This is a genomic window from Pseudoalteromonas sp. GW168-MNA-CIBAN-0100 (assembly GCF_040309225.1).
Lineage (GTDB): Bacteria > Pseudomonadota > Gammaproteobacteria > Enterobacterales > Alteromonadaceae > Pseudoalteromonas > Pseudoalteromonas arctica.
The window spans coordinates 1-21,642 of record NZ_JBEOOL010000048.1 but is presented as its reverse complement, the minus strand read 5'-3'; the positions used below and the strand labels follow the sequence as shown (position 1 = coordinate 21,642).

The following is a 21,642-nucleotide window of genomic DNA, read 5'->3' as shown; positions in this document are numbered from 1 at the left end:
CAGCGCGTCTACAAGTGAATTTTAACCACCGCGTTAAGTTTTCCACGTAGGCGCAGAGCTTGCTCGCGCGCGAAGCGCAGCTTCTAATTACTTAATCACCCATCCTAAAAACTACGTTTTTAAACGCCCGCAAGCAGCGCGTCTACAAGTGAATTTTAACCACCGCGTTAAGTTTTCCACGTAGGCGCAGAGCTTGCTCGCGCGCGAAGCGTAGCTTCTAATTACTTAATTACACAACAAACTTAACCTTTAAAAACAAAAAAGGGCCAAGGCCCTTTTTTATGATGTTGCGCCTAATCATACAGGCCAAATACTGAGTGCTTAAACAACTTCACCAGCTACTATAGTATTAAAGCTGTCGTTGTCATGTAAGCTTGCAAATGCGCTCTCATGTAATAGCTCATTACGTAAATTTGGAGAGTATTCAAGTGCCATTTTAATGTCGGCTAATGCATCAGCATGCTTATGTGTTAGCGCATAAGCACATGCTCGTTGCCAATAGGCATAACCATAGACACTATCTATATCAATGGCTTGATTACACAACTCAATGGCTTGCGCTGTTTCATTTATTTCTAATAACGCATCGGCCTTATAAGCAATGGCTTCAACATCCTCTGGTTTACGTTTTAAAATCTCATCAAATATTTCAATTTTATTAGCAAAATCACTTTCTAAATTGGCACGCATCCATAACGAATGAACCTCGTTGGTAACCGATATGCGCTCTTGGTTACTGAGTATTTCTTCTGAGCGTACGCGTAGTTTTTCTTCAAGAATTTTTAATCGGTCTTCATACTCGTCAGTAATTACACTTACACGTGTATTTACAATATCTTCTACTTTGTTTTTAACATCACGTAGTGAGTTCCAGCCCACTAAAACCAAAATAGAAGCCGTAGCGGTAATTATAAAAAATACATTATTAATAGTGTCGGTAGTGTACGTTAATGCGCGATCTGCAGTATCAAGCTGTGCATGAGTAACTTGCTTAGTTACATCCTCACGGAGTTTTTGTTGATCTTGCCTTACGGCTTTTAGCTCGTCGAGTATGTAGCGCTCCATTAGCGGTTTAAACATAGACTCTTTAAGTTGTTTGAGGGCTTGTTGCTCTTGTTGTGCTGTAGGGGCTGCTGGTTTTTGTTCAGCAGAATTTACTATGCCCGAAAAAAAAGTTAAACAAACAAAAAGTGTAGATAGGTAATAACGCATCGGTACGCCTAATTAAATTAATTACTGTAATAACTTTAACATGCAGGGCTGAATGGCACTAGGGCGCGTTGACTTTTCAGGATTAAAATTGACCTAATTTAGATAGGAGCAATAGTTGTAAGAATTTTTTAGCCCAGTGAGCTTAGCAATAATAGGGTAAAGCATGAGCATTTTGCTAATACTTAGGTGGTTTTAAGAAAAAATAGGCAAAAAAAACCAGCTCAATATGAGCTGGCAAAAACTGCTTAAAACAACAATATGTCGTAGGGATTCACAGGAGAACAACTTCATACTAACTGAATCTTTATGAACAAATACTTAATTCAATTCAATTAGTTAAAAATATAAGAATACTCAAAGTATTCGGTTTATAAAGTAAAGGTGCATTGGGCTTAAGTAATGCACCTTTATAATTATAACTATATAACTATATAACTACAATTTCATGGTGAAGGGGGGTATTCCAATGTGCGCTTTAAATAAATTAAAGCCACTTTCAAACCCTTCACATACCATTACGCCGAAATTTTTCAATTCGATCACAGGTCTAGTGAAAAGGTTAAGGTTAATTCACTAATTTGTTTTTTTATCTTACGTAATACCTTACACGAGCGTCATCAGATTTATTTTTACTATTATTCTGAACGTAATTACAAAGCTATTGTTAAATACATCATTAGCAAAAGGCTAATCAAAAATATAAATTGGAGCAATCGTTTTAAATAGTATGTTGAGGCTGGCGTAGCATAATTTATGCGCCTATATTAAGGATACGTAAGTGTTTAGGCAGGCACACTAAATAATAAGCAAGCCGATTAAATAAAAATAACCGTTACTTTTTAAAAAGTTATAAATACATAAGCAACAATACTGATTGATTAAGTATTTTACTTTTCTATTATAAGGATTCCACAATGAGCAACCCTAAAGCAGGCCAATGTCCGGTCATGCACGGCAGTAATACTAAAACGTCTAATCCCAATACTGATTGGTGGCCAAATGCCCTAAACTTAGACATTCTTCATCAGCACGACACCAAATCAAACCCATACAATAGCGACTTTAATTACGCTGAAGCATTTAAATCAATCGATCTTGACGCGCTAAAAACAGACGTAAAAAGCTTAATGACCGATAGCCAAGATTGGTGGCCAGCCGATTGGGGACATTACGGCGGTTTAATGATTCGCCTAGCATGGCACTCAGCGGGTTCATACCGTTTAGCCGATGGTAGAGGCGGCGGCGGTACAGGTAATCAACGTTTTGCGCCACTAAATTCATGGCCTGATAACGGTAACCTCGACAAAGCGCGCCGTTTACTTTGGCCAATAAAGAAAAAATACGGTAACAAGCTTTCATGGGCCGACTTAATTATTTTAGCAGGCAACATGGCATACGAATCAATGGGTTTAAAAACCTTTGGTTTTGCCGGCGGCCGAGAAGATATTTGGCATCCTGAAAAAGACGTTTACTGGGGAGCTGAAAAAGAATGGTTAGCGCCAAGTGATGGTCGTTACGAAAGTGTAGATAAACCAGATACCATGGAAAATCCATTAGCCGCAGTACAAATGGGCTTAATTTATGTAAACCCTGAAGGTGTAAATGGTATTCCTGATCCGCTTAAAACAGCAGCCCAAATTCGCGAAACTTTTGCGCGTATGGCAATGGATGACGAAGAAACCGCTGCATTAACGGTAGGCGGGCACACAGTAGGTAAAGCACATGGTAATGGCAAAGCAGAAAACTTAGGACCTGAGCCAGAAGCTGCTGACGTACACGAGCAAGGCCTTGGTTGGAATAACACTACAACACGTGGGATTGGCCGCGATACAGTTACATCAGGTGTAGAGGGCGCATGGACTACGCACCCAACACAATGGGATAACGAATACTGTAAGCTTTTATTAACCTACGAATGGGAACTCACTAAAAGCCCTGCAGGCGCTCATCAGTGGGAGCCTATTAATATTAAAGAAGAAGACAAGCCTGTCGATGTAGAAGATTCATCAATTCGTTTGAACCCAATGATGACAGATGCTGATATGGCCATGAAAGTGGACCCAACGTACCGTAAAATTATTGAGCGTTTTTATAACGACTTTGAATACTTTTCAGACGTGTTTGCACGTGCCTGGTTTAAACTAACTCACCGCGATTTAGGTCCTAAATCGTGTTACTTAGGTGCTGACGTACCAAGCGAAGACTTAATTTGGCAAGATCCAATTCCAGCCGTTGATTACACATTAACAGACGACGAAATTAGCAATCTAAAAACCACATTATTAAATTGTGGTGTTAGTGCCGCTGATTTAATAAATACAGCTTGGGATAGCGCACGTACTTATCGTGGTTCTGATAAACGTGGCGGCGCAAATGGTGCACGCATTCGTTTAGCACCGCAAAAAGATTGGCAAGGTAATGAGCCAGAACGTTTAGCATCAGTACTTAGTGCGCTTGAAAAAGTGCAGGCTGGCTTGAGTAAACCTGTTAGCATCGCCGACTTAATTGTTTTAGGTGGTACAGCAGCCGTAGAACAAGCTGCAAAACAAGCCGGTGTTGATGTAAACGTGCCGTTTGCTCCAGGACGTGGAGATGCAACAGATGAAATGACTGATGCAGAATCGTTTGATGTACTAGAACCCATTCACGATGGTTTTAGAAACTGGCTGAAAAAAGATTACGCAGTATCAGCTGAAGAGTTATTACTAGAGCGCAGCCAACTAATGGGATTAAGTGCACCAGAAATGTCGGTACTTATTGGTGGGATGCGAGTACTAGGTACTAACTATGCTGGCAGCGAACATGGCGTATTTACAAATAGCGTAGGCTCATTAACCAACGACTTCTTTGTAAACTTAACTGACATGTCAAACCGTTGGGAGCCAACTCAAAAAGGTTTATACAATATAGTAGACCGTAAAAGTGGCACTACAAAATGGACTGCAACACGCGTTGATTTAGTATTTGGATCAAACTCTATATTGCGCGCACTTGCTGAGTTTTATGCACAAGACGACAACAAAGAGCGCTTTGTACATGACTTTGTAAACGCATGGGTAAAAGTAATGAACGCAGACAGATTCGATCTTAAATAATCTGTACGCTAAATAAAAACGGGGGAGTAATAATTTACTCCCCCGTTTTTGCATATAGTCCCGGTCAGTATTACTTATAAAATATTGTAATTTATCTAAGTCATATAAAAATTAGGCATTAAAAAAGGCGGCAAAAGCCACCTTTTTATAAAACAATAAAACTTATAGAAGTGCAAAAAGCTTTTGTAGTTGTGGCATGTATTCGCTCACAAGTTCAAGGTTGCTTTCGCTTACTAAAGACTCTGTAGACTCCTCAGCTGCGCTTGACGATTTACCAAACGAACCCATTAACGAACTAGCGCCTTTATCTTTAGCACTTTTCATGCTTTGAAAACCGCCCATTACTTTATTCGCTGTTTCTTGATTATCAGCAGATAAACCCGATTTAAGGTTTTCGATATAAGCCATTGATACTTCAGAACCTACAGTTACTAGTTGCTCTGGTGTAAAGCCGTAGCGGCCTGTAACACCCGCGAAGCTTTTGTATAGGTCTTGCTCTTTAATCATGCTTAGTGCGCTATTAGCTAAAGAGCTTTGTTCGTCAACACTTTGATCTGCAGAACCACCTAACATACTTGCTAAGTCTAAGTCTTTTAAAGACTCTTGGCTGCTTGCCCAGCTCGTTACAGCTGGCAGTGCTTTCATATAGCTTTGAAGTTGACCTTCGTTAATATCTACTGCAAGGCTTGAGAAACTCATTGCTAATAAGCTAAGTGATACAAGTATTTTTTTCATTGAGCATTTCCTAGTATTAAAGTTGTGCCAATTAGAAACTAATAAGCAACACTTGCCAACACAAAATAATATATTGGCTGATTTTATAGTACAATTTATGAGAATTTATTTAAGTTCTAAGAATTTAGTTCATTCACCACAAGCTAATGTACTGATGATATAATACATTTTTGACAAATAGAGCTGAACACAATGTTAACAATTTCAAATACTGTCACTATCGATGAATGGGAACTAGAGCTAACGGCTATTCGTTCGCAAGGTGCCGGTGGTCAAAATGTTAACAAAGTCGCAAGTGCAATTCATTTACGCTTTGATATTAACCGCTCTAAATTACCTGATTTTTATAAAGAGCGTTTGCTAGCCTTAAATGATACAAGAATTACCAAAGAGGGCGTTTTAATAATTAAAGCGCAAAGCCACCGTACGCAAGAGCTAAACCGAGAAGATGCCCTTAAGCGCTTAAAAGATTTAATTCTTAGTGCTACCGTTGTTAATAAAGCGCGTCGTGCCACCAAGCCTAGCCGTAATTCACAGCGAAAGCGCATGGACAAAAAAACTAAACACGGCCAAAACAAAGCGCTACGCGGCAACATAAAGTTTTAGTTTTAAACGGTATTAATAAAGTAGAGAAGGGACTTGATGCCTATATGCAGGCACCATTTTTACATCGTATTGTACGTATAAAAATATAAGTGAGGGGTAGCCTCACTTATATTTAATAACTATTAATACCTACTTAGCCATTTCTAAATCAGATTCTGCATTTGCCAACATTGCAAACTCTTCATCAGCGCTTTTAGCAACCAAGTGTTTTGAGCTATAGCCAAAGTAATATGCGGCGCCCACAATAAACAGCACCATAGTGTATAAAAATGCACGAGGGTCAAACGCATACACACCCGTTAATGCTATAAGCGAAAGTACTAAAGCAATACTTGACGTAACTACGCCACCTGGAGTTTTGTACGGGCGAGGTAAATCAGGTTGTTTAACGCGAAGTAAAATATGGCTCAGCGCCATTAATGCATACGAGAGCGTTGCACCTACTACTGCCATTGCAAGTATTAAGTCACCCTCACCACTGAGTGATACTAAAAAGCCAAATACTGCCGGTACAATCAACGCACGTGCTGGCACTTTGCGATTAGTCGTAATAGACAACGAACGTGGTAAATAACCGGCTCTAGATAAAGCAAACACTAAGCGACTATAACCATAAATAATAGAGAAAAACGAAGCAACTAAACCCGCAAGCCCTAATATATTTACAACGGTTGCTAAGCCCTCACTACCCGATGCATTTAATGCATCAACTAAAGGCACTGCACTTGCCCCCATTGCAGCAGCACCGCCAGCACCAGGCACTAAAACAACAACTAAAAAAGCAGTAAATAACAAAAAGATCATTGCACCAATAATGCCTTTTGGCACATCTTTAGCGGGATCTTTTGCTTCTTCAGCAGCAAGCGGTACACCTTCAACCGCTAAAAATAACCACATGGCAAACGGTAATGCAGCCCAAACCCCGTACCAACCTAAAGGTAAAAACTCACTGGCTCCCACTGCATTTGTTACGGGGACGTCAAATAAGCGCGATGCATCAAAATTTGTGATTAAAACAAAAGCCGTTGCAATAATAGCTAATACCGCTAAACCACTTATTACCATCATTACTTTAAGCGCTTCTCCTACGCCCGCTAAATGAATTCCCACAAATAGTAAGTAAAATAATGCATATACCCATGGGCCATTAAATCCGGTGAGGGCTTCAACTGCCGAGCCTATAAAAATAACAATAGCAGCGGGTGCTAAGGCATATTCAATTAATACGGCAAGCCCGGTTAAATAGCCTCCCGCTGGCCCCATAGCTTGACGCGCAAAACTATAACCACCGCCTGCAGCAGGTATTGCAGCTGACATTTCAGCAAGCGATAGTACAAGCGCTAAATACATAACGGCCATTAATACTGCAGCAATGGCAAAACCACCCCAACCGGCTTCGGCGATACCAAAGTTCCAGCCTGCAAAGTCACCCGATATTACATACGACACACCCAAACCTGCGAGCAATAACCACCCCGCAGTACCTCGTTTTAACTGTCTTTTAGCAAGGTACTCTGTATTATTATTAGTAGACATAACCTTTCTCCGTTGATGTTTAGTTTTTATTTTTTTATTTCATGTGTTTTTAATTCCTAGATTAAAATTACTCAGCAATTAAAAAGTTAGTGGTTGAAACCTGGTGCTCAATTACATCATCTTGTGTGCGGTCTTTTAAATTAACCCCAGTTAGTTTTAGTTTTTTAGCTTCACGTAATAAGTACAGTGCGCGTCGCGCCGCTTCTGTATAAGGTAGGCCTGCAGGGCGAATATTCGATATGCAATTACGACATGCATCGTTAAGTCCTGTTTTGGGCTCCCATGTCAAATATAAGCCAAGGCTATCTGGCGAACTAAGTCCTGGGCGCTCTCCTATTAACACCATAACCACCTGCGCATTTAGCAACTCACCTATATCATCTCCAATCGCTACTCGCCCTTGCTCAACCAAAGTAATGGGAGCAATTTTAAATTGCTTGTCTGTTGTAAGGTGCGTTAATAGCTCTGTTATAAATGGGTATGCATTTTTTTGTACCGCCAACGACGAAAGTCCATCAACCACTACAATCGCTAAATCGTATTTAGCCTGCGTAGTGTGCTTTTGTTTATTCATATAGCTGAGAAGTACTTGCCTACCATTTTCATCAAGTTTGCGGCCTAAATCGGGTCGCTGAAGGTAAGTAACCCTGTCAACGGCTTGGCTGTGTAAATGCAGGGGAGGGGCAACCTCTTTTAATACGCTAATACTGCCTAGTTGCTCAGTCATTTCGTTAATATCAAGCGGAAAACTCACCGCATCACGCGCTTGTGCATGAGATAGCTGAAAAGCCAGCATTTCTGAGGTTGGCAAACTTATACCAGCGCGACCAAGCCCAATACGGGCGTCGGTAAAACGCCGTAAATCACTCCAAGGGTTGTGCACTACATTACCGTTATTTTTATGCTCATTTACTGAGTTATCTAATGGAGTGGTCGGTTTTGAACGTGATTTCATGAGCCACCTCCAGCAATTGCACCCAGAGGTTTAGCAAAAGCGGGAGGCAAGGTATCTGAAAGTGTGATGTCGGTAGTGCTTTGCATAATTTTCATTTTGCTTAGCCATGCTTCAAACTCAGGGGCGGGTCTAGAGCCAAGAACTCGACGCACATATAATGCATCATGAAACGACGTAGTTTGGTAGTTAAGCATAATATCGTCAGAGCCAGGTATTCCCATTACAAACGAGCAACCTGCAACACCTAATAGCGTTAGCAAATTATCCATATCGTTTTGATCGGCCTCTGCATGATTGGTGTAACACACGTCGCACCCCATCGGTATGCCTAGTAACTTAGCGCAAAAGTGATCCTCAAGTCCTGCTCGGGTAATTTCTTTACCATCAAACAAATATTCAGGGCCAATAAACCCCACCACGGTATTAACCAGTAACGGATTAAACTTACGAGCAACTGCATAAGCGCGAGCTTCACACGTTTGCTGATCAAGCCCATGATGCGCATTTGCTGAAAGCGAACTGCCTTGCCCGGTTTCAAAATACATCACGTTATTGCCAACAGTACCGCGCTTTAAACTCAAGGCCGCATCTTGCGCTTCGGCTAAGGTATTTAAATTAAAGCCAAAACTTGAGTTAGTAGCCTCTGTGCCGCCAATCGACTGAAATACCAAATCAACCGGTGCGCCAGCTTCTATACATTCAATAGTGTTAGTAACATGGGTAAGCACACAGCTTTGCGTCGGTATGGCGTATTTTTGAATAACATCATCCATTAATGTCATTAATTTAATGGCTTGGGCAACGTTATCGGTTGCTGGGTTTATACCTATTACGGCATCGCCATTACCGTATAGCAGCCCATCAAGCATGCATGCAGCAATACCGTTAATATCGTCAGTTGGATGATTTGGTTGTAAACGTGTAGATAAATGCCCAGAGAGGCCAATAGTGTTTCTAAAAGCACTCGTAACATGGCACTTTTTAGCAATTAATATGAGATCTTGATTGCGCATTATTTTGCTAACAGCAGCAGCCATTTCAGGCGTAATACCTTGCCTTATACTTGCAAGTACAGCGGGTGTTGCAAAGTCACTTAAAAGCCAATTACGAAAGTCACCTACGGTTAAATGTGCAATAGCCATAAAGGCATTGGCATCGTGCTCGTCAATAATTAAGCGTGTAATTTCGTCATCTTCGTAGGGAATAAGTACCTCATTTAAAAATGTTTTAAGAGGTACATCGGCCAATGTCATTTGTGCCACAGCACGTTCTTGTGCTGATTGTGCAATTACGCCCGCTAAGCGATCACCCGAACGTTGCGGCGTTGCTTTAGCCATCAACTGCGCTAAGTTCTTGAATTTATAAGTGTGTGTGCCTAAAGTGTAACTGTACGCTTGCCCCATGATTTACTCCACATAACTAATATGATAAACCTTGGTATAGGTTTTGCTGCATCTTTAGCTATAAATCAATTTTCAATAGTTACAAGACAGCTTATTTTGTACCAAGTAACTATCGAATTTCGGCAAAAGATTATTTATTAATCCAATTCAATTGGTTACATACGCAAAGCGGTGTTAACTTAACCATAATAAAAGTGTAACGAAAAAGAGCATCCCCTATATGGCGCAGCAAAATAGGTACGGCGCACCACTTAAGAGCAAGGTGCAAACACATGACATAGACGAGCAAGCGCATAGCCTTACTCAATGGCAGCAAAAATACGATCAAATGAGCGACGGCAGCTTTTATGGTTTTATTGAAGAAACAGATTATGCCAATATTCATGTGTTTAAAGAATACACCGAGCGAGCGCTTCGTCAGCAATGTAACATCGCCCCCAATTCGGTTTGGCTTGGCATTCCTTGTCAGTCGCAGCAAAGTAAGATTAATGGTCTAAGTGTGGTAAGTAATCAATTTATGTGCCGCACAAGTGATAATGACTTTGAGCTGATAACCCCTGAGCAATTTAATATTTATGGTTTGGTAATCGATTGGAATTCAATTGAATATATGGCGCAGCTACAAGGCGTAACATTGAAAAACCTGTCATCTGCACAATCAGCTCGCTTATCGGTAAGCAACTCATCATTGCAAACGGCAAGGCAAATAATTAATAGCATGGTTGTAGGCAAGGGCTTTGGACTTAAAACCGAATCACAACAAGATATGCTAAACATGTTGGCACTACACTTATTACAAGCAGATAATCCACAACAAAATATTGCGCCAAGTTATAAGCACCGAAAAGCCGTAGTAGATAAAGTAAAAGATTACGTGGCCACAAATCCACAAAACCCAATAACCATAACCGAGCTGTGCGAGCTTGCTTTTGTAAGTAGGCGCACACTTCAGTATAGTTTTGAGAGTATTTTAGGAATTAACCCTTTGCGGTTTTTACGTTTAACACGTTTAAATAATGTAAGGCGGGAACTAAAAAAATTAAACCAAGATAAGCCAATTTCAGTAATAGCAGCCAATTGGGGATTTTGGCATGCGGGACAATTTGCTAAAGATTACACGCAACTATTTGGTGAAAACCCATCACAAACAGTTAAAAATAATAGTTTTAAAGGTTAGAAACTACACTTCTAACGTGAGCAAGTTCCTTCTACAGACGATACTCTAACTTGAGTATAAGCACCTGTAGACGCGCAGCTTGCTGGCGTTTAAAAGCACCGCTTTTACATTTAGTCGGATGCATTAGTAAACAAGTAATTAAATCACCACCGAGAAGTGAAGGAGGAAACAAGGAGCAGTGACTAACCATTACTCGTATTTTCTCTGTGTAGCGCACAGCGCCTCGATGGTGAAATATCATATAACTTAAAAAAAATGGACTTTGTCTGCTCATTTACTCCTCTTTTTCTTCTCTTTGTGCATTCATATTTTAAGGGCTGTTATCCACAAAGAGGTTTAGAGGCGCTGCGCTTTTAGAGGGTAGCTTGGGAGTTAAAATAATAAAGAACTAAAAGTAAAAGCGAGGTATAAAACCTCACCTACATCGTGCAAACACCAAACCCGTAGGTGCGAATTTATTTCGCGCTTATCTAACGTGGCTTTAATGCTTTAAAAGTAAAAGCGAGGTATAAAACCTCGCTTACTATATTCAAAAGCCCTATTTGATCGGTGCTATTTAAGCCGCGATTAAATAGGACTCTTGTCCTGAATGCTTGTTGCTACGTTTAAACGAACCTTTGCCTTTTTTAGCTTTAACCACTTGTGGTTTAAATAATTTAGAGGTGACCATTGCCGCTAGTGCATTGTGGTTTATAACGCCTCGTCCTGTGTCTACCGCGCTGTTGCTTGCGGTTTTTGCTTTAGATTTTTTAGTCATATATTTCCTATCAACTAAAGTTAAATAATAAAAAGGCTTTTATATTAGCCTATTTAAGAGATGGCGATTGTAGGCTTAATTTTCAACCGCGCAAGTATTTTTAATGCCCAACAGGTACTTTTTTAATAATAAAAAAGCATAAAAAAGCGCAGTTAATAACTGCGCTTAATATTACTTTAGTTTGCTTTATAAATTAAAAACTAAAGCTTACTTTTGCGTAGTACGTTCTGCCGTCAAAGCCGTATGGCAATGCGCGTACTGGGTATTTAAATGCACCGTTGGTGATAAAGTTAAGTACTTCGTCGTCGCCTAGCTCGTCTGGCGTTTCGTCAAATACGTTATCGGCACCCACCGAAAGCGCAAACATGTCGTTAATTTGGTAGCTAACATTTAAATCAACTAACACAGCAGATTCAACCGTACTTGTTGGTTTAAACGATCCTGTTGGCGAAAGCTCACCTGGTAATGAAATATGGTCGTTACCAAAGTATTTTACATCTGTTTCGCCAAAGTAGTTAAAGCGAATGGTTGATGTGTAGGCATCGCGCTCGTAGTCAAACGTAAGCGTTGCACGTTCACTAGGTTGTCCGTCGGTAAAAAAGCTACGTTGTAAATCATCAAAAGCAACCGCTTCAGGAATACCGTCTTCAGCATTTACGCCGTCAATTTTAGTATCGTTTAGGTTACCCGCAAAGGTTACTCCTAAATTGCCGCCTTCAACTTCAGTGCGGTACGATGCAATAATATCAACACCTTGCGTAGTAGAATCAACCGAGTTTGAGAAGTAGTTAGCTTGCACAGCTCCTGTTGCTTGTAGCGCTGCAACTGCTTCTGAGCTAAACGATACGTCGTCAGCGGTAAGTAAGCTGCCAAGCGTAATACGGTCTTCAATTTCTACGCGGTAAAAATCAACCGTTAACGAAAGCTCGCTTGTTACATCGTAAACAAAACCAGCACTGTAGTTTGTTGAAGTTTCAAGCTCTAAGCTATCTACGCCTAACGCACTTGGGAAGGCTGTACCGGTGTTTGCAGTGAACGATTGCGTTAATGTACCATCTGAGCCTAAGTTAGTTGTAAAGGCTGTATAACCACTTTGTTGAAGTGATGGTGCTCTAAAACCAGTAGATACCGCACCACGTACAGCAAAGTCATCTGAAAATTCATAACGTGTTGCTAATTTACCAATTAAATCATCCCCAGCATCTGAGAAATCTTCATAACGTAGCGCACCACTGACGTTCCATGCGTCGGTGATCATAGTTTCTACGTCTACATAAACTGCGTAGCTGTTACGGTCGCTGTCGTTAGCCGCTTCAGGGCGTAGGCCGTTATAAGCCTGAAAACCACACTGTGCAAATTGGTCTGGATCGTTTACTGATGGGTACGAGGTATCCATATTTGCTAGTCCACAGGCGTATGATGCTTCATCGCCAGGTACTATTTCGTAGTTTTCTTTACGGTATTCAGCGCCTACTGTTACATATAAAGGTTCACCACGGCCAATATCTACAATACCGTTTACATCAAGGTTAACCGTTGTTTGATCAAATCTAAAACCACCTGAGTAACCGCCACTAGGGCCTGAATTTGCTGCAATATCGGCATCGCTTGCACTTGGGTTATTAAATAAATACTCAGCCGCGTAAGAAGCGTTTAATGTATTGCGTGATGTAAAGTCGTATTGATTTTCACCATAAACAGCCGATACATCGTAATTCCAATCTGTGTTTATATCGCCTTTAAAACCAAGCGCGACTGAAATATCTTGTGCTTCGTTATATATGCGCGGTAAAAAACCATCGCTATATACTTGGGTTACGTTTTTAGAGGCTTCGTTAAAGTTACGGTAAAAACCATTACCCAGCGCCGTGCGTTCTGAGTAGCCACCAAACGAGTAAAGCTCGCCGTCGCCCATTGGTAAAGCCATGTTGTAAAATAACGATGTAAATTCACTTTCTGAGTTACCTTGGCCCCAGCGTACATCTTCACTTAACGTACCTGGTTCAACATTAAGCGAACCACCCGTATCACGCTCGGCGCGGTTAGTGCCATCGGCATCACGGTACTCAAGCGATAGGTTAATAAAGCCGCCTTCGTTGCCTAATTCAAAACCACGGTTTAAACCTGCTGAAATAGTGTCGCCGTCACCTTCACTTGTGCCGCCGTATTGTACAAAACCCGTTGTAATACCGGTTGAGTTATTAAGAGATAAGTTAATTACGCCTGCAATAGCATCAGAGCCATATTGCGCCGCTGCGCCATCGCGTAATACTTCAACGCCTTTAAGGGCCGTTAGCGGAATCGCATTCATATCAGTACCCGCAGCGCCTGCGCCTACTGTACCGTTAAGGCCAAAAATTGATTGGTTATGGCGACGTTTACCATTTACTAATACAAGAGTTTGATCTGGCTGTAGGCCACGAAGTGTTGCGGGTCTAAATAAATCAGAACCGTCAGATACTTGTGTACGCGAAAAATTAAATGAAGGCGCTGTGGCTTGCAGGCTTTGGCCAAGCTCGGTAAAGCCACCTTTAGTTAAATCATCTGCGTCAATTAAATCAATAGGAGAAGAAGACTCAGTAGAAGTACGGTTAGATACACGCGATCCTAATACAGATATTTGCTCAATGTTTTTAGCAGCTTGCACTGGTGCTTCTTCTGCGTTAACAATGCTTGGTGCGCTAAACGCGAAAGCAACGGCTACAGCAAGTGTGTTTAAACGGTATGTTGGCATAGTGACGACCCTGTTTTTTTGTGTTCTTATAATATGTGTGTGGTTATGGTGCTCATAACCTGTTGCAAACATCCTAGCAACATATGCAAACAAAAAGAAATGAAAAAAACTAAATATTTGGTCTAAGTATGCAAATAAATTTCAAGATAAGAAAAAACCACCTTTAATCGATTAAAATACACGCTACAAGAGCATTAAACTTCAAAAACGTATTTATTAACTTTTTATTTACATTGTGGTTTTGTTCGTTAGTTTACGCTTTTAAAGGTAATAGGCAGCGGATGGTCGTACCTGTCCCTAATGTGCTGTTAACTTCTATTTTTCCGCCATGATCGCTCACCATAGCGTATACAAGTGTCATACCCATACCGGTACCTTCTCCAACTTCTTTTGTTGTGTAAAAAGGGTCAAACATATGCGCTATTGTATCTTCACTCATTCCACAGCCATTATCTTTTACCTCAATACAGATATTTGTGTTTAGTTCAAAAATATTAACCTCAATAATGCAGCCTTTTTCTAAATCAAGCTCGCATGCTTGCCAAGCATTCATTAATAGATTTACAAAAATTTGATTAATTGATGATAAATTACACCAAATAAGTGGTAGGGGTTCAAACCGCGTTTTTATTTCGCATAATTTAAGTTTGCTACTTAATAATCTTAAAGCATTATTAGCACCCGTTGTTACATCGGTTAGTTGTTTATCTTGCGAGGAGGAGGGGTGGGCAAAGTTTAATAAGTCATGCACAATTTGTTTTATTCGTTTGAGCCCTTCAACGCTGTCGTTAACTTGTCCCTGCAAATTGTTATAAAGCCACGCATACGGATACTGTAAATTGAGTATGTCGATTTCGTGTTTAAAACGGCTTTCTTTAATTTCATTGTTTAAGTATTGCTCGTTAAGTTTTAGCAACGTGATAAGCAAAGGGGTAGAATTTTGTAAGCTTTCTATATTACTCATTGCATAGGCAAGCGGGGTATTTATTTCATGGGCTACGCCTGCACAAAGCGTTCCTAAGGTTGCCATTTTTTCGGTTTGCACAAACAGCATTTGCTGGTGTTCTAAATCGGCTACTTTTTTTTGTAATTCATTATTTATGGCAACTAAAACGGTGCTTTTATCTTTGAGTAATTGTTCTGCGGCCAAGCGCAGCTTTTGTTCGTTTAAAAAAGCACGTTCAAAATTACCATCTGATCCATTCATTCCTTTCATCCATATAGATAACTTTATACTTAACGTTTAGTCGTCTACATGTAAATTTGCAACTTTAGTGTGAGCATTTATCTACTTATAGATAATAACCACATTAGGTGACTCCTACTCTATATAAAAGGTAAGCATAAACAGGTCACGGATGTTTTTTTAAGCTATTATTTAGCCAGAAGTAATTTAAAGGCGGCGCAATGACTCAAGTAACACCAAACACACCAATGAATCAGGTTGATGTACTTTGTATTGATGATGACGAAATAGTACTACGTACGTTAACACGACTACTTGAAGTAAATGGCTTAACGGTTATTGTTTGCGATAATCCGCAAAACGCATTAACACTTTTTAAAAATCATGAATTTGGTTTAATTATTAGCGACATGCGGATGCCAGTAATGAACGGTGCCGAGTTTTTAGAAAAAGCGCGTGCGCTGGCACCCGACACTCAACGCATTTTATTAACCGGTTACGCCGATATACAAACAACCCTAGCGGCTGTTAACCAAGGGCAAATAAATGGTTATATTCAAAAACCATGGCAAAACGACTTATTACTTCGAAGCATTAAAGATAGCCTAGAAAAATTTGCGCTAAAAAAGCAAAACAAAAAATTAGAAACACAAGTTAAGGCACAAAACCAAGAACTACTTGAGCTAAACAACACGTTAGAGCAACGAGTAGAAAAACGCACCTTACAAATCAAACAAGTTTTAAAAAAGCTTGAAGACGCCAACGAACGCGAAAAACAAGAGCACAAATCAACCGTTGAGCTGCTATATAATTTTGTTAACGCGAATCCTTACCTTGATGGCAACAAAGCACAAAATATTGCAAATACCTGCACACAAATAGCGCTTTACTTAAACCTGTCGCAAAAAAGCATTGATCTTGCCCCAATGGCGGGTTATTTAGCACAAATAGGTTTGCTTGCTATGGACCCTGAACTTTATAAAAAACCGCTAAATCGGCTAAATGAGCAACAACGTAAGACCTTTTATACTCACCCAAGTACTGCACAATTAATGCTAATGCCAGCAATACATTTACACGATTTGTCGGATGCTATTTATTATCAGTTTGAACGTTTTAACGGAAATGGAATGCCCAAAGGCCTTGCTGGAAACGACATACCGATAGGGGCTATGGTATTAGGGTTAGCGCGCGATTACTGGGATGCGTTTGAACAAAGTAATGCAAGCGATGAAAAGCAGCGCCATGAGGACGCACTCGAAAGTGTAAAACTTTATAGTGGTTCGTTTTACCACCCTAAAATAGTTCGTGCGCTTGAAGCAAGCCATGCAAAACTACACGAACAAAAAAGTTCAGCAGGATCAGTACTAATTTGTAATGCCCATGAACTCAAAGAGCAAATGATACTCGGCCATGCTCTGCACAGCCATTCGGGTATAATGTTGCTGCCTAAAGGTCATGTATTTAGCCGTAAATCAATAGAAAAACTGCAGCAACTAGAATCTAAAAAACCAGCCCCATTTAGAATTATGGTTAAAACTGCTAAATGATTGATCTAAACGGCAGTTTTTTTCGTTACAATGTGCATAAAATACATTATTGAATTTGCTTGAAGGAGCACTCTGTGTCGCGATTTTCTGCGGTTACTGACAATCCCCATGATGGGCGTTTTAACCAAAAAACGGGAATACTGCTTACTAACCTAGGTAGCCCTGATGCACCAACAGCTGCTGCGCTTCGTATATACTTACGTGAGTTTTTATCAGATCCACGCATTGTAGAAATACCACGCCTAGTATGGATGATAATTTTACATGGCATTATTTTGCGTGTGCGCCCTAAGCGTTCAGCTAAATTATACGAAAGTATATGGACCGAAAATGGCTCACCGCTTACTCACATTACTCGCCAACAAAGCGTAAAGCTAAATACCTTATTAAAAGAGCAAGGTTATACCAATACCGAAGTCGTAATGGCTATGCGCTATGGCAATCCCTCAATAGAGGCCGGCCTTGAGGAGCTTCGTGATAAAGGCTTAACGCGTATTATTATTTTACCAATGTACCCGCAATATTCTAGCCCAACCACGGGTTCAACGTTCGATGCTGTATCGAGCGTACTGCGTAAATGGCGCTGGGTGCCAGAGCTGCACTTTATTAATGGCTATCATAAAAACACCCGTTATATTGAGTCACTTGCTAATAGTATTAGTGAGGATTTAGAAGCGAATGGTATGCCACAAAAAATTGTTTTTTCGTATCACGGTATGCCTAAACTATTTTTAGAGCGAGGCGATCCGTACCATTGCCTATGTTTACAAACCACGCGCTTAGTTGTAGAAAAACTAGGCCTTGATAAAGACAAAGTAATTAGTACTTTTCAAAGTCGATTTGGTAAAGCCGAGTGGTTAAAGCCTTACACCGACGCAACGCTTGAAGCCCTGCCTGATGAGGGTATTACCGATGTAGCCATTATCAGTCCTGCTTTTAGCGCCGACTGCCTAGAAACACTTGAAGAGCTAGAAGGCGAAAATCGTGAAATATTCGAAAACGCAGGCGGCAAAAAGTACCGTTACATAGCGGCACTAAACGACAGAGACGACCATATAGAAGCTGTGTTTGATGTTATAAAACCTATGTTGTAACCCAAGCTTACTAAAGTATATAGCTAAATATATTTCGCATTAAGCGGTGTTAAAATTAACACCGTTTTTTTTGTTTTTAGGGCTTTTAAAATATTTAGTTAATTAATTCACAAAGAGGTTAAGAGGCGCTGCGCTTTTAGAGTAGTGATAAAACATAAATATACTGGTTTTTGTTTTTAGCTTTTCTCATTTACTCCTCTTTTACTTCTCATTGTGCAAATAAAAGCTTTTAAAGAGCTAATTAATTCACAAATAGGTTAAGAGGCGCTGCGCTTTTAGAGTAATGATAAAACATAAAAATACTGGTTTTTGTTTTTGGCTTTTCTCATTTACTCCCATTTTACTTCTCATCGTGCAAATAAAAGCTTTTAAAGGGCTAATTAATTCACAAAGAGGTTAGAAGCGCTGCGCTTTTAGAGTAGTGATAAAACATAAAAATACTGGTTTTTGTTTTTGGCTTTTCTCATTTACTCCTCTTTTACTTCTCATTGTGCAAATAAAAGCTTTTAAAGAGCTAATTAATTCACAAAGAGGTTAAGAGGCACTGCGCTTTTAGAGTAAGTGATACATATTGGCCGATCTGGTTTTTCTCAGTTATTACTGATTACTTTATCTTTGTGGAAGAAATTACTTATACTTTTAATAATAATTAAAATAAATAAAAACGCATTGTGGAGGGGAAGAATACCTAAGCAACAGCAATTAAACGCTATCGCTTAAAGTATAAATCAATCGCTTTAGTGAGGAGCTCGTCGAGTTGCTCTTCAAATTCTTCAATATTAATATCAAAGTGCTTTAAGTAAGCTCGAGCCTGCACAAGAGATAAATTACGGCTGTTAACGCTATATTGTCGCTCGTCTATGGCTTTATCGTAACGAGGTAAAAATACAAATTGGCCATAAAATGGTGACTTAATATGTTTATTTGCAAAACGACAAAAATCTTCAACATGCTCAGCACCCTTAGGGCCAAGGCAACCGGGCTCGATGCGATACATTAAGCGAATTTTTTTGTCGTCATTTATTTGCATATAAAGCCTTTATCTAAAAAACAGTACGCGTACTATTTTTCCATCTTTAATTTGGTAACTCGAAATAAGTTCTGAACGTTTATCAACTACCTTTTCGTCAGTTGAGCAGGTTTCTGATAGTTCGTGATCAATCACTATATCACCGTGCACTATGCGCTTAATGGGTGATGAGTGAATACACTTTAACTTTTTAAACATTAGCCCATAACGTTCTATTAGTTTTTCTTTACCTTTAAATAATAGCTCATTAGGGAAAATATAAAACTCAACATCTTCGGCATATACCCGCAGAAACTCTTCAATGTTACGCGCGTTATACGCTTTAACTAACTGCTCTACTACCGCAAGTGATTCGCGCGATTGTTTAGCTTTAGTTTGTTGCTTAACTGTCAGCGCTTCTTTTGCTTGCGTAACTGCTTTTTCAGCTTCGGCTACAGCCACTGCTTTTTCTATTTTATTTTTAGGCTTTTCAGTCGGTTTAATCTGCTCGTTACCCAATACCTTTGAATCGTCTGGTTTAGTCGCATCAATTGTTGGCTTTTTAAGCTCAGGTGCTTTGTATTCAAGCGTATTTACTTTGTCGTCAGCTTTGACTTGAGTTACTGATTGCTCATCTTCAACTTTTGGTTTTTCAGCGTTTGCTTGAGCTTCAACTTGCTTCTCTTTTTGCTCAGGCTCGCTTTGTTCTGCGGCGTAAGTAATAAGCGCAACGGTGGTAATTAACGAGGCAAAAATAATAGATAACGGTTTCATAACTTTCCTAAAATGAACACTAAACACGTGTAATACCAATTACATTAAATAAGCGATCTATTATAGCGTTAAGAAAATAGCACTATAACAAGGCGAAAATTATGACATATAGTTGTTCTATATGAATAATTTTTAACGCAGTTAGTGAGTTATTTAATGCGATAGAATGATCATATTTTTGATGAAATTGGCATAAGGGTGCAACATAGCAAATTTTAACGTTATCGGGTAGTTAATACCACCACTGTAGCTTACCAGTACTGCTCTACGGTAATGTTACCGGGTGCTTTGCGGCGGTTACGCGTAAAGTTTTTATCGAGAAGTAGCGCGGTGGTGTCTTTTACCATTTGTGGGTTTCCGCAAATCATAAATTGTGCATTACTAGGCTCAGGGTTTAATTTTACATGTTCAAACAAGCCGTTGCTCTCAATTGCGTTAGTAATCCGCCCACTTAAGCCTTGTAATGGCTCTTCTCTACTTACAACAGGAATATAGTTGAGTTGCTCGGGGTACACTCTTAATAACTCGTTAATAAGTGCTTGATAGCTTAAATCGTTATTAAAACGTACACCATGCACTAAGTTTATGCTTTTGTATTTTTTCCACACATCGGGCTGTTGCAATATTGATAAAAAAGGCCCTATGGCAGTGCCAGTACCTAACATCCAAAGCTGATCGCTTTGTGGTATTTCATCAAGGGTAAAAAAGCCAGTTGCGCGTTGTTCTATTAATACGGTTTCGCCAGGTTGTAATGTAGCTAAACGAGGAGAAAGCAAACCGTCAATAACGTTAATAAGGTAAAATTCAAGATCGGGGTTTTCAGGGGCATTCACATATGAATAAGCCCGAGCAATACGCTTGTCGCCATCCATAATAGAAAGCTTTGTAAATTGCCCTGCTTTAAACGGCTCTACATTAGCATTAACGGTTAAGCTAAAGAGCGTTTCGCTCCACCATGTTACGCTTTTTACTGTTGCTTCAACCCAATTAGACATAGTTACCTCTTGGTTTAGCCATTAAAGTTTTAAATAACTCACTCCATAAACATTAGCATTAAGTGACAAAGACTTACAGGAGAATATGACTAGATTTAAAGCAGTGATGTATGCAGTATTTACCAATAAAATAATGTGAATAATTAGCTCTGCGATGCTGTATACGTTGAGCTTGCTCACGTCAGAAGTGAAGCTTCTAATTACTTAACTCATGATCACAAAGATAAACACAATCCCAAAATGGATATTCACCAACATCATTTACAAGCTCAGCGCGTAACGGGTTTGAAATGATATAGCGTGCTTGGTTAATTAAATCATCTTCTGCTCTAAGCTGGTGCTCAAAATAGTTTTGTTGCCAAACTGGCCCTGTAGAGCAATTGAGCTTATTTATTTTCACAGTGGTAATGCTTTTATACTGCTTCATAACATCAGCAAGCGGTAAATCTTTCAATTGAAATAACCAATGAAGATGATCTGGCATTAAGGTATAACAAATTGTATCCACCTTATTTTGCATATAAACCAAGCCTCTTGTCGCAGTACATGCATTTTCAAAGTTTTTAAATAACGGAATTCTTTGTTTTGTGCATATTGTTACAGAGTAAAATTTATTTTTAGAAGAGTGGCGCCCAACTAATAATTTTTTAGAGGAGTACATAAAGGTTTTAATTTATTGGTTTTTATAAATATAGATAAAAAAGGGTGTTCAACAAGTTAAATTAAACCACAGCGTTAAGTTTCACGGTAGGCGTAGAGCTTGCTCACGCGAGAAGCGCAGCTTCTAATTACTCAACCACCTATTGTAAAAGCGTTGCTTTTAA

General features: G+C 39.6%; 17 protein-coding genes. 5 read left to right on the top strand and 12 right to left on the bottom strand.

Annotated features, from left to right (window positions below; translation table 11 throughout):
- Positions 1–321: 321 nt before the first annotated feature.
- Positions 322–1,212, bottom strand: a complete 891-nt coding sequence (locus AAEY62_RS19445; protein WP_007583526.1) for a tetratricopeptide repeat protein — start codon at positions 1,210–1,212, stop codon at positions 322–324.
- 914 nt (positions 1,213–2,126) lie between these two features.
- Between AAEY62_RS19445 and katG the strand changes: the two genes are divergently transcribed.
- Positions 2,127–4,307 carry a catalase/peroxidase HPI gene (gene katG / locus AAEY62_RS19440; RefSeq protein WP_024591131.1) on the top strand — a complete coding sequence of 727 codons (2,181 nt, stop codon included), beginning with the start codon at positions 2,127–2,129 and terminating at the stop codon, positions 4,305–4,307.
- 162 nt (positions 4,308–4,469) lie between these two features.
- Here katG and AAEY62_RS19435 read toward each other — a convergent pair whose 3' ends face one another.
- Entirely contained in the window at positions 4,470–5,042 is a 573-nt protein-coding gene (locus AAEY62_RS19435) for a hypothetical protein (protein ID WP_010555231.1), read from the bottom strand.
- 192 nt (positions 5,043–5,234) lie between these two features.
- On the opposite strand from AAEY62_RS19435, the gene arfB reads away from it, so the two are divergent.
- Complete coding sequence (arfB, locus tag AAEY62_RS19430; protein ID WP_007583522.1) at positions 5,235–5,648, top strand: alternative ribosome rescue aminoacyl-tRNA hydrolase ArfB; 414 nt, start codon at positions 5,235–5,237, stop codon at positions 5,646–5,648.
- A gap of 129 nt (positions 5,649–5,777) precedes the next feature.
- On the opposite strand, the gene eat is transcribed toward arfB, so the two are convergent.
- The 3 genes from eat to AAEY62_RS19415 form a co-directional block, all read right to left on the bottom strand.
- Positions 5,778–7,184 (bottom strand): ethanolamine permease, encoded by a 1,407-nt coding sequence (gene eat / locus AAEY62_RS19425; protein ID WP_024591132.1) that lies wholly within the window; start codon positions 7,182–7,184, stop codon positions 5,778–5,780.
- Positions 7,185–7,251: 67 nt separating this feature from the next.
- On the bottom strand, positions 7,252–8,139 hold the full coding sequence (gene eutC / locus AAEY62_RS19420) for an ethanolamine ammonia-lyase subunit EutC (RefSeq protein WP_024591133.1): 888 nt from the start codon (positions 8,137–8,139) through the stop codon (positions 7,252–7,254).
- Positions 8,136–9,542: an ethanolamine ammonia-lyase subunit EutB gene (locus AAEY62_RS19415; protein ID WP_024591134.1), complete on the bottom strand. Its 1,407-nt coding sequence runs from the start codon at positions 9,540–9,542 to the stop codon at positions 8,136–8,138. The genes eutC and AAEY62_RS19415 overlap by 4 nt, the downstream gene beginning before the upstream one ends.
- Positions 9,543–9,762: 220 nt before the next feature.
- Between AAEY62_RS19415 and AAEY62_RS19410 the strand changes: the two genes are divergently transcribed.
- Positions 9,763–10,719: a helix-turn-helix domain-containing protein gene (locus AAEY62_RS19410; RefSeq protein ID WP_024591135.1), complete on the top strand. Its 957-nt coding sequence runs from the start codon at positions 9,763–9,765 to the stop codon at positions 10,717–10,719.
- A gap of 556 nt (positions 10,720–11,275) precedes the next feature.
- Here AAEY62_RS19410 and arfA read toward each other — a convergent pair.
- The 3 genes from arfA to AAEY62_RS19395 all read right to left on the bottom strand — a co-directional run bounded on the left by arfA (position 11,276) and on the right by AAEY62_RS19395 (position 15,417).
- Positions 11,276–11,476: a ribosome alternative rescue factor ArfA gene (arfA, locus tag AAEY62_RS19405; RefSeq protein WP_165722939.1), complete on the bottom strand. Its 201-nt coding sequence runs from the start codon at positions 11,474–11,476 to the stop codon at positions 11,276–11,278.
- A gap of 193 nt (positions 11,477–11,669) precedes the next feature.
- Complete coding sequence (locus tag AAEY62_RS19400; protein WP_010555236.1) at positions 11,670–14,210, bottom strand: TonB-dependent receptor plug domain-containing protein; 2,541 nt, start codon at positions 14,208–14,210, stop codon at positions 11,670–11,672.
- Positions 14,211–14,463: 253 nt separating this feature from the next.
- Positions 14,464–15,417: a sensor histidine kinase gene (locus AAEY62_RS19395; RefSeq protein ID WP_165722940.1), complete on the bottom strand. Its 954-nt coding sequence runs from the start codon at positions 15,415–15,417 to the stop codon at positions 14,464–14,466.
- A 200-nt stretch (positions 15,418–15,617) separates the two neighbouring features.
- Here AAEY62_RS19395 and nosR point away from each other — a divergent pair, with 200 nt between their 5' ends.
- A complete protein-coding gene (gene nosR / locus AAEY62_RS19390) occupies positions 15,618–16,946 on the top strand; it encodes a response regulator c-di-GMP phosphodiesterase, NosR family (RefSeq protein WP_024591139.1) in 1,329 nt (442 codons plus the stop codon).
- A gap of 74 nt (positions 16,947–17,020) precedes the next feature.
- Entirely contained in the window at positions 17,021–18,040 is a 1,020-nt protein-coding gene (hemH, locus tag AAEY62_RS19385) for a ferrochelatase (protein ID WP_007583511.1), read from the top strand.
- 709 nt (positions 18,041–18,749) lie between these two features.
- Here the strand turns inward: hemH and AAEY62_RS19380 are convergent.
- From AAEY62_RS19380 to AAEY62_RS19365, 4 genes are all read right to left on the bottom strand, one after another.
- Entirely contained in the window at positions 18,750–19,070 is a 321-nt protein-coding gene (locus tag AAEY62_RS19380) for a hypothetical protein (protein ID WP_010555512.1), read from the bottom strand.
- 9 nt (positions 19,071–19,079) lie between these two features.
- The gene (locus tag AAEY62_RS19375) at positions 19,080–19,823 is read right to left on the bottom strand and encodes a nuclear transport factor 2 family protein (protein WP_024591140.1); all 744 of its coding nucleotides are present in this window, start codon (positions 19,821–19,823) and stop codon (positions 19,080–19,082) included.
- 251 nt (positions 19,824–20,074) lie between these two features.
- On the bottom strand, positions 20,075–20,818 hold the full coding sequence (locus AAEY62_RS19370; protein ID WP_024591141.1) for a ferredoxin--NADP reductase: 744 nt from the start codon (positions 20,816–20,818) through the stop codon (positions 20,075–20,077).
- A gap of 196 nt (positions 20,819–21,014) precedes the next feature.
- Entirely contained in the window at positions 21,015–21,479 is a 465-nt protein-coding gene (locus AAEY62_RS19365; RefSeq protein WP_081709166.1) for an REP-associated tyrosine transposase, read from the bottom strand.
- Positions 21,480–21,642 lie beyond the last annotated feature (163 nt).

What these genes read in the sequence shown, in the direction of transcription:
- AAEY62_RS19410 (WP_024591135.1), top strand. Translation starts at nt 9,763, where the DNA reads ATGGCGCAGCAAAATAGGTACGGCGCACCACTTAAGAGCAAGGTGCAA.
- AAEY62_RS19435 (WP_010555231.1), bottom strand. Translation starts at nt 5,042, where the DNA reads ATGAAAAAAATACTTGTATCACTTAGCTTATTAGCAATGAGTTTCTCA.
- eat (WP_024591132.1), bottom strand. Translation starts at nt 7,184, where the DNA reads ATGTCTACTAATAATAATACAGAGTACCTTGCTAAAAGACAGTTAAAA.
- nosR (WP_024591139.1), top strand. Translation starts at nt 15,618, where the DNA reads ATGACTCAAGTAACACCAAACACACCAATGAATCAGGTTGATGTACTT.
- arfA (WP_165722939.1), bottom strand. Translation starts at nt 11,476, where the DNA reads ATGACTAAAAAATCTAAAGCAAAAACCGCAAGCAACAGCGCGGTAGAC.
- AAEY62_RS19400 (WP_010555236.1), bottom strand. Translation starts at nt 14,210, where the DNA reads ATGCCAACATACCGTTTAAACACACTTGCTGTAGCCGTTGCTTTCGCG.
- AAEY62_RS19375 (WP_024591140.1), bottom strand. Translation starts at nt 19,823, where the DNA reads ATGAAACCGTTATCTATTATTTTTGCCTCGTTAATTACCACCGTTGCG.
- arfB (WP_007583522.1), top strand. Translation starts at nt 5,235, where the DNA reads ATGTTAACAATTTCAAATACTGTCACTATCGATGAATGGGAACTAGAG.
- eutC (WP_024591133.1), bottom strand. Translation starts at nt 8,139, where the DNA reads ATGAAATCACGTTCAAAACCGACCACTCCATTAGATAACTCAGTAAAT.
- katG (WP_024591131.1), top strand. Translation starts at nt 2,127, where the DNA reads ATGAGCAACCCTAAAGCAGGCCAATGTCCGGTCATGCACGGCAGTAAT.
- AAEY62_RS19370 (WP_024591141.1), bottom strand. Translation starts at nt 20,818, where the DNA reads ATGTCTAATTGGGTTGAAGCAACAGTAAAAAGCGTAACATGGTGGAGC.
- AAEY62_RS19445 (WP_007583526.1), bottom strand. Translation starts at nt 1,212, where the DNA reads ATGCGTTATTACCTATCTACACTTTTTGTTTGTTTAACTTTTTTTTCG.
- AAEY62_RS19415 (WP_024591134.1), bottom strand. Translation starts at nt 9,542, where the DNA reads ATGGGGCAAGCGTACAGTTACACTTTAGGCACACACACTTATAAATTC.
- AAEY62_RS19380 (WP_010555512.1), bottom strand. Translation starts at nt 19,070, where the DNA reads ATGCAAATAAATGACGACAAAAAAATTCGCTTAATGTATCGCATCGAG.
- AAEY62_RS19365 (WP_081709166.1), bottom strand. Translation starts at nt 21,479, where the DNA reads ATGTACTCCTCTAAAAAATTATTAGTTGGGCGCCACTCTTCTAAAAAT.
- AAEY62_RS19395 (WP_165722940.1), bottom strand. Translation starts at nt 15,417, where the DNA reads ATGAATGGATCAGATGGTAATTTTGAACGTGCTTTTTTAAACGAACAA.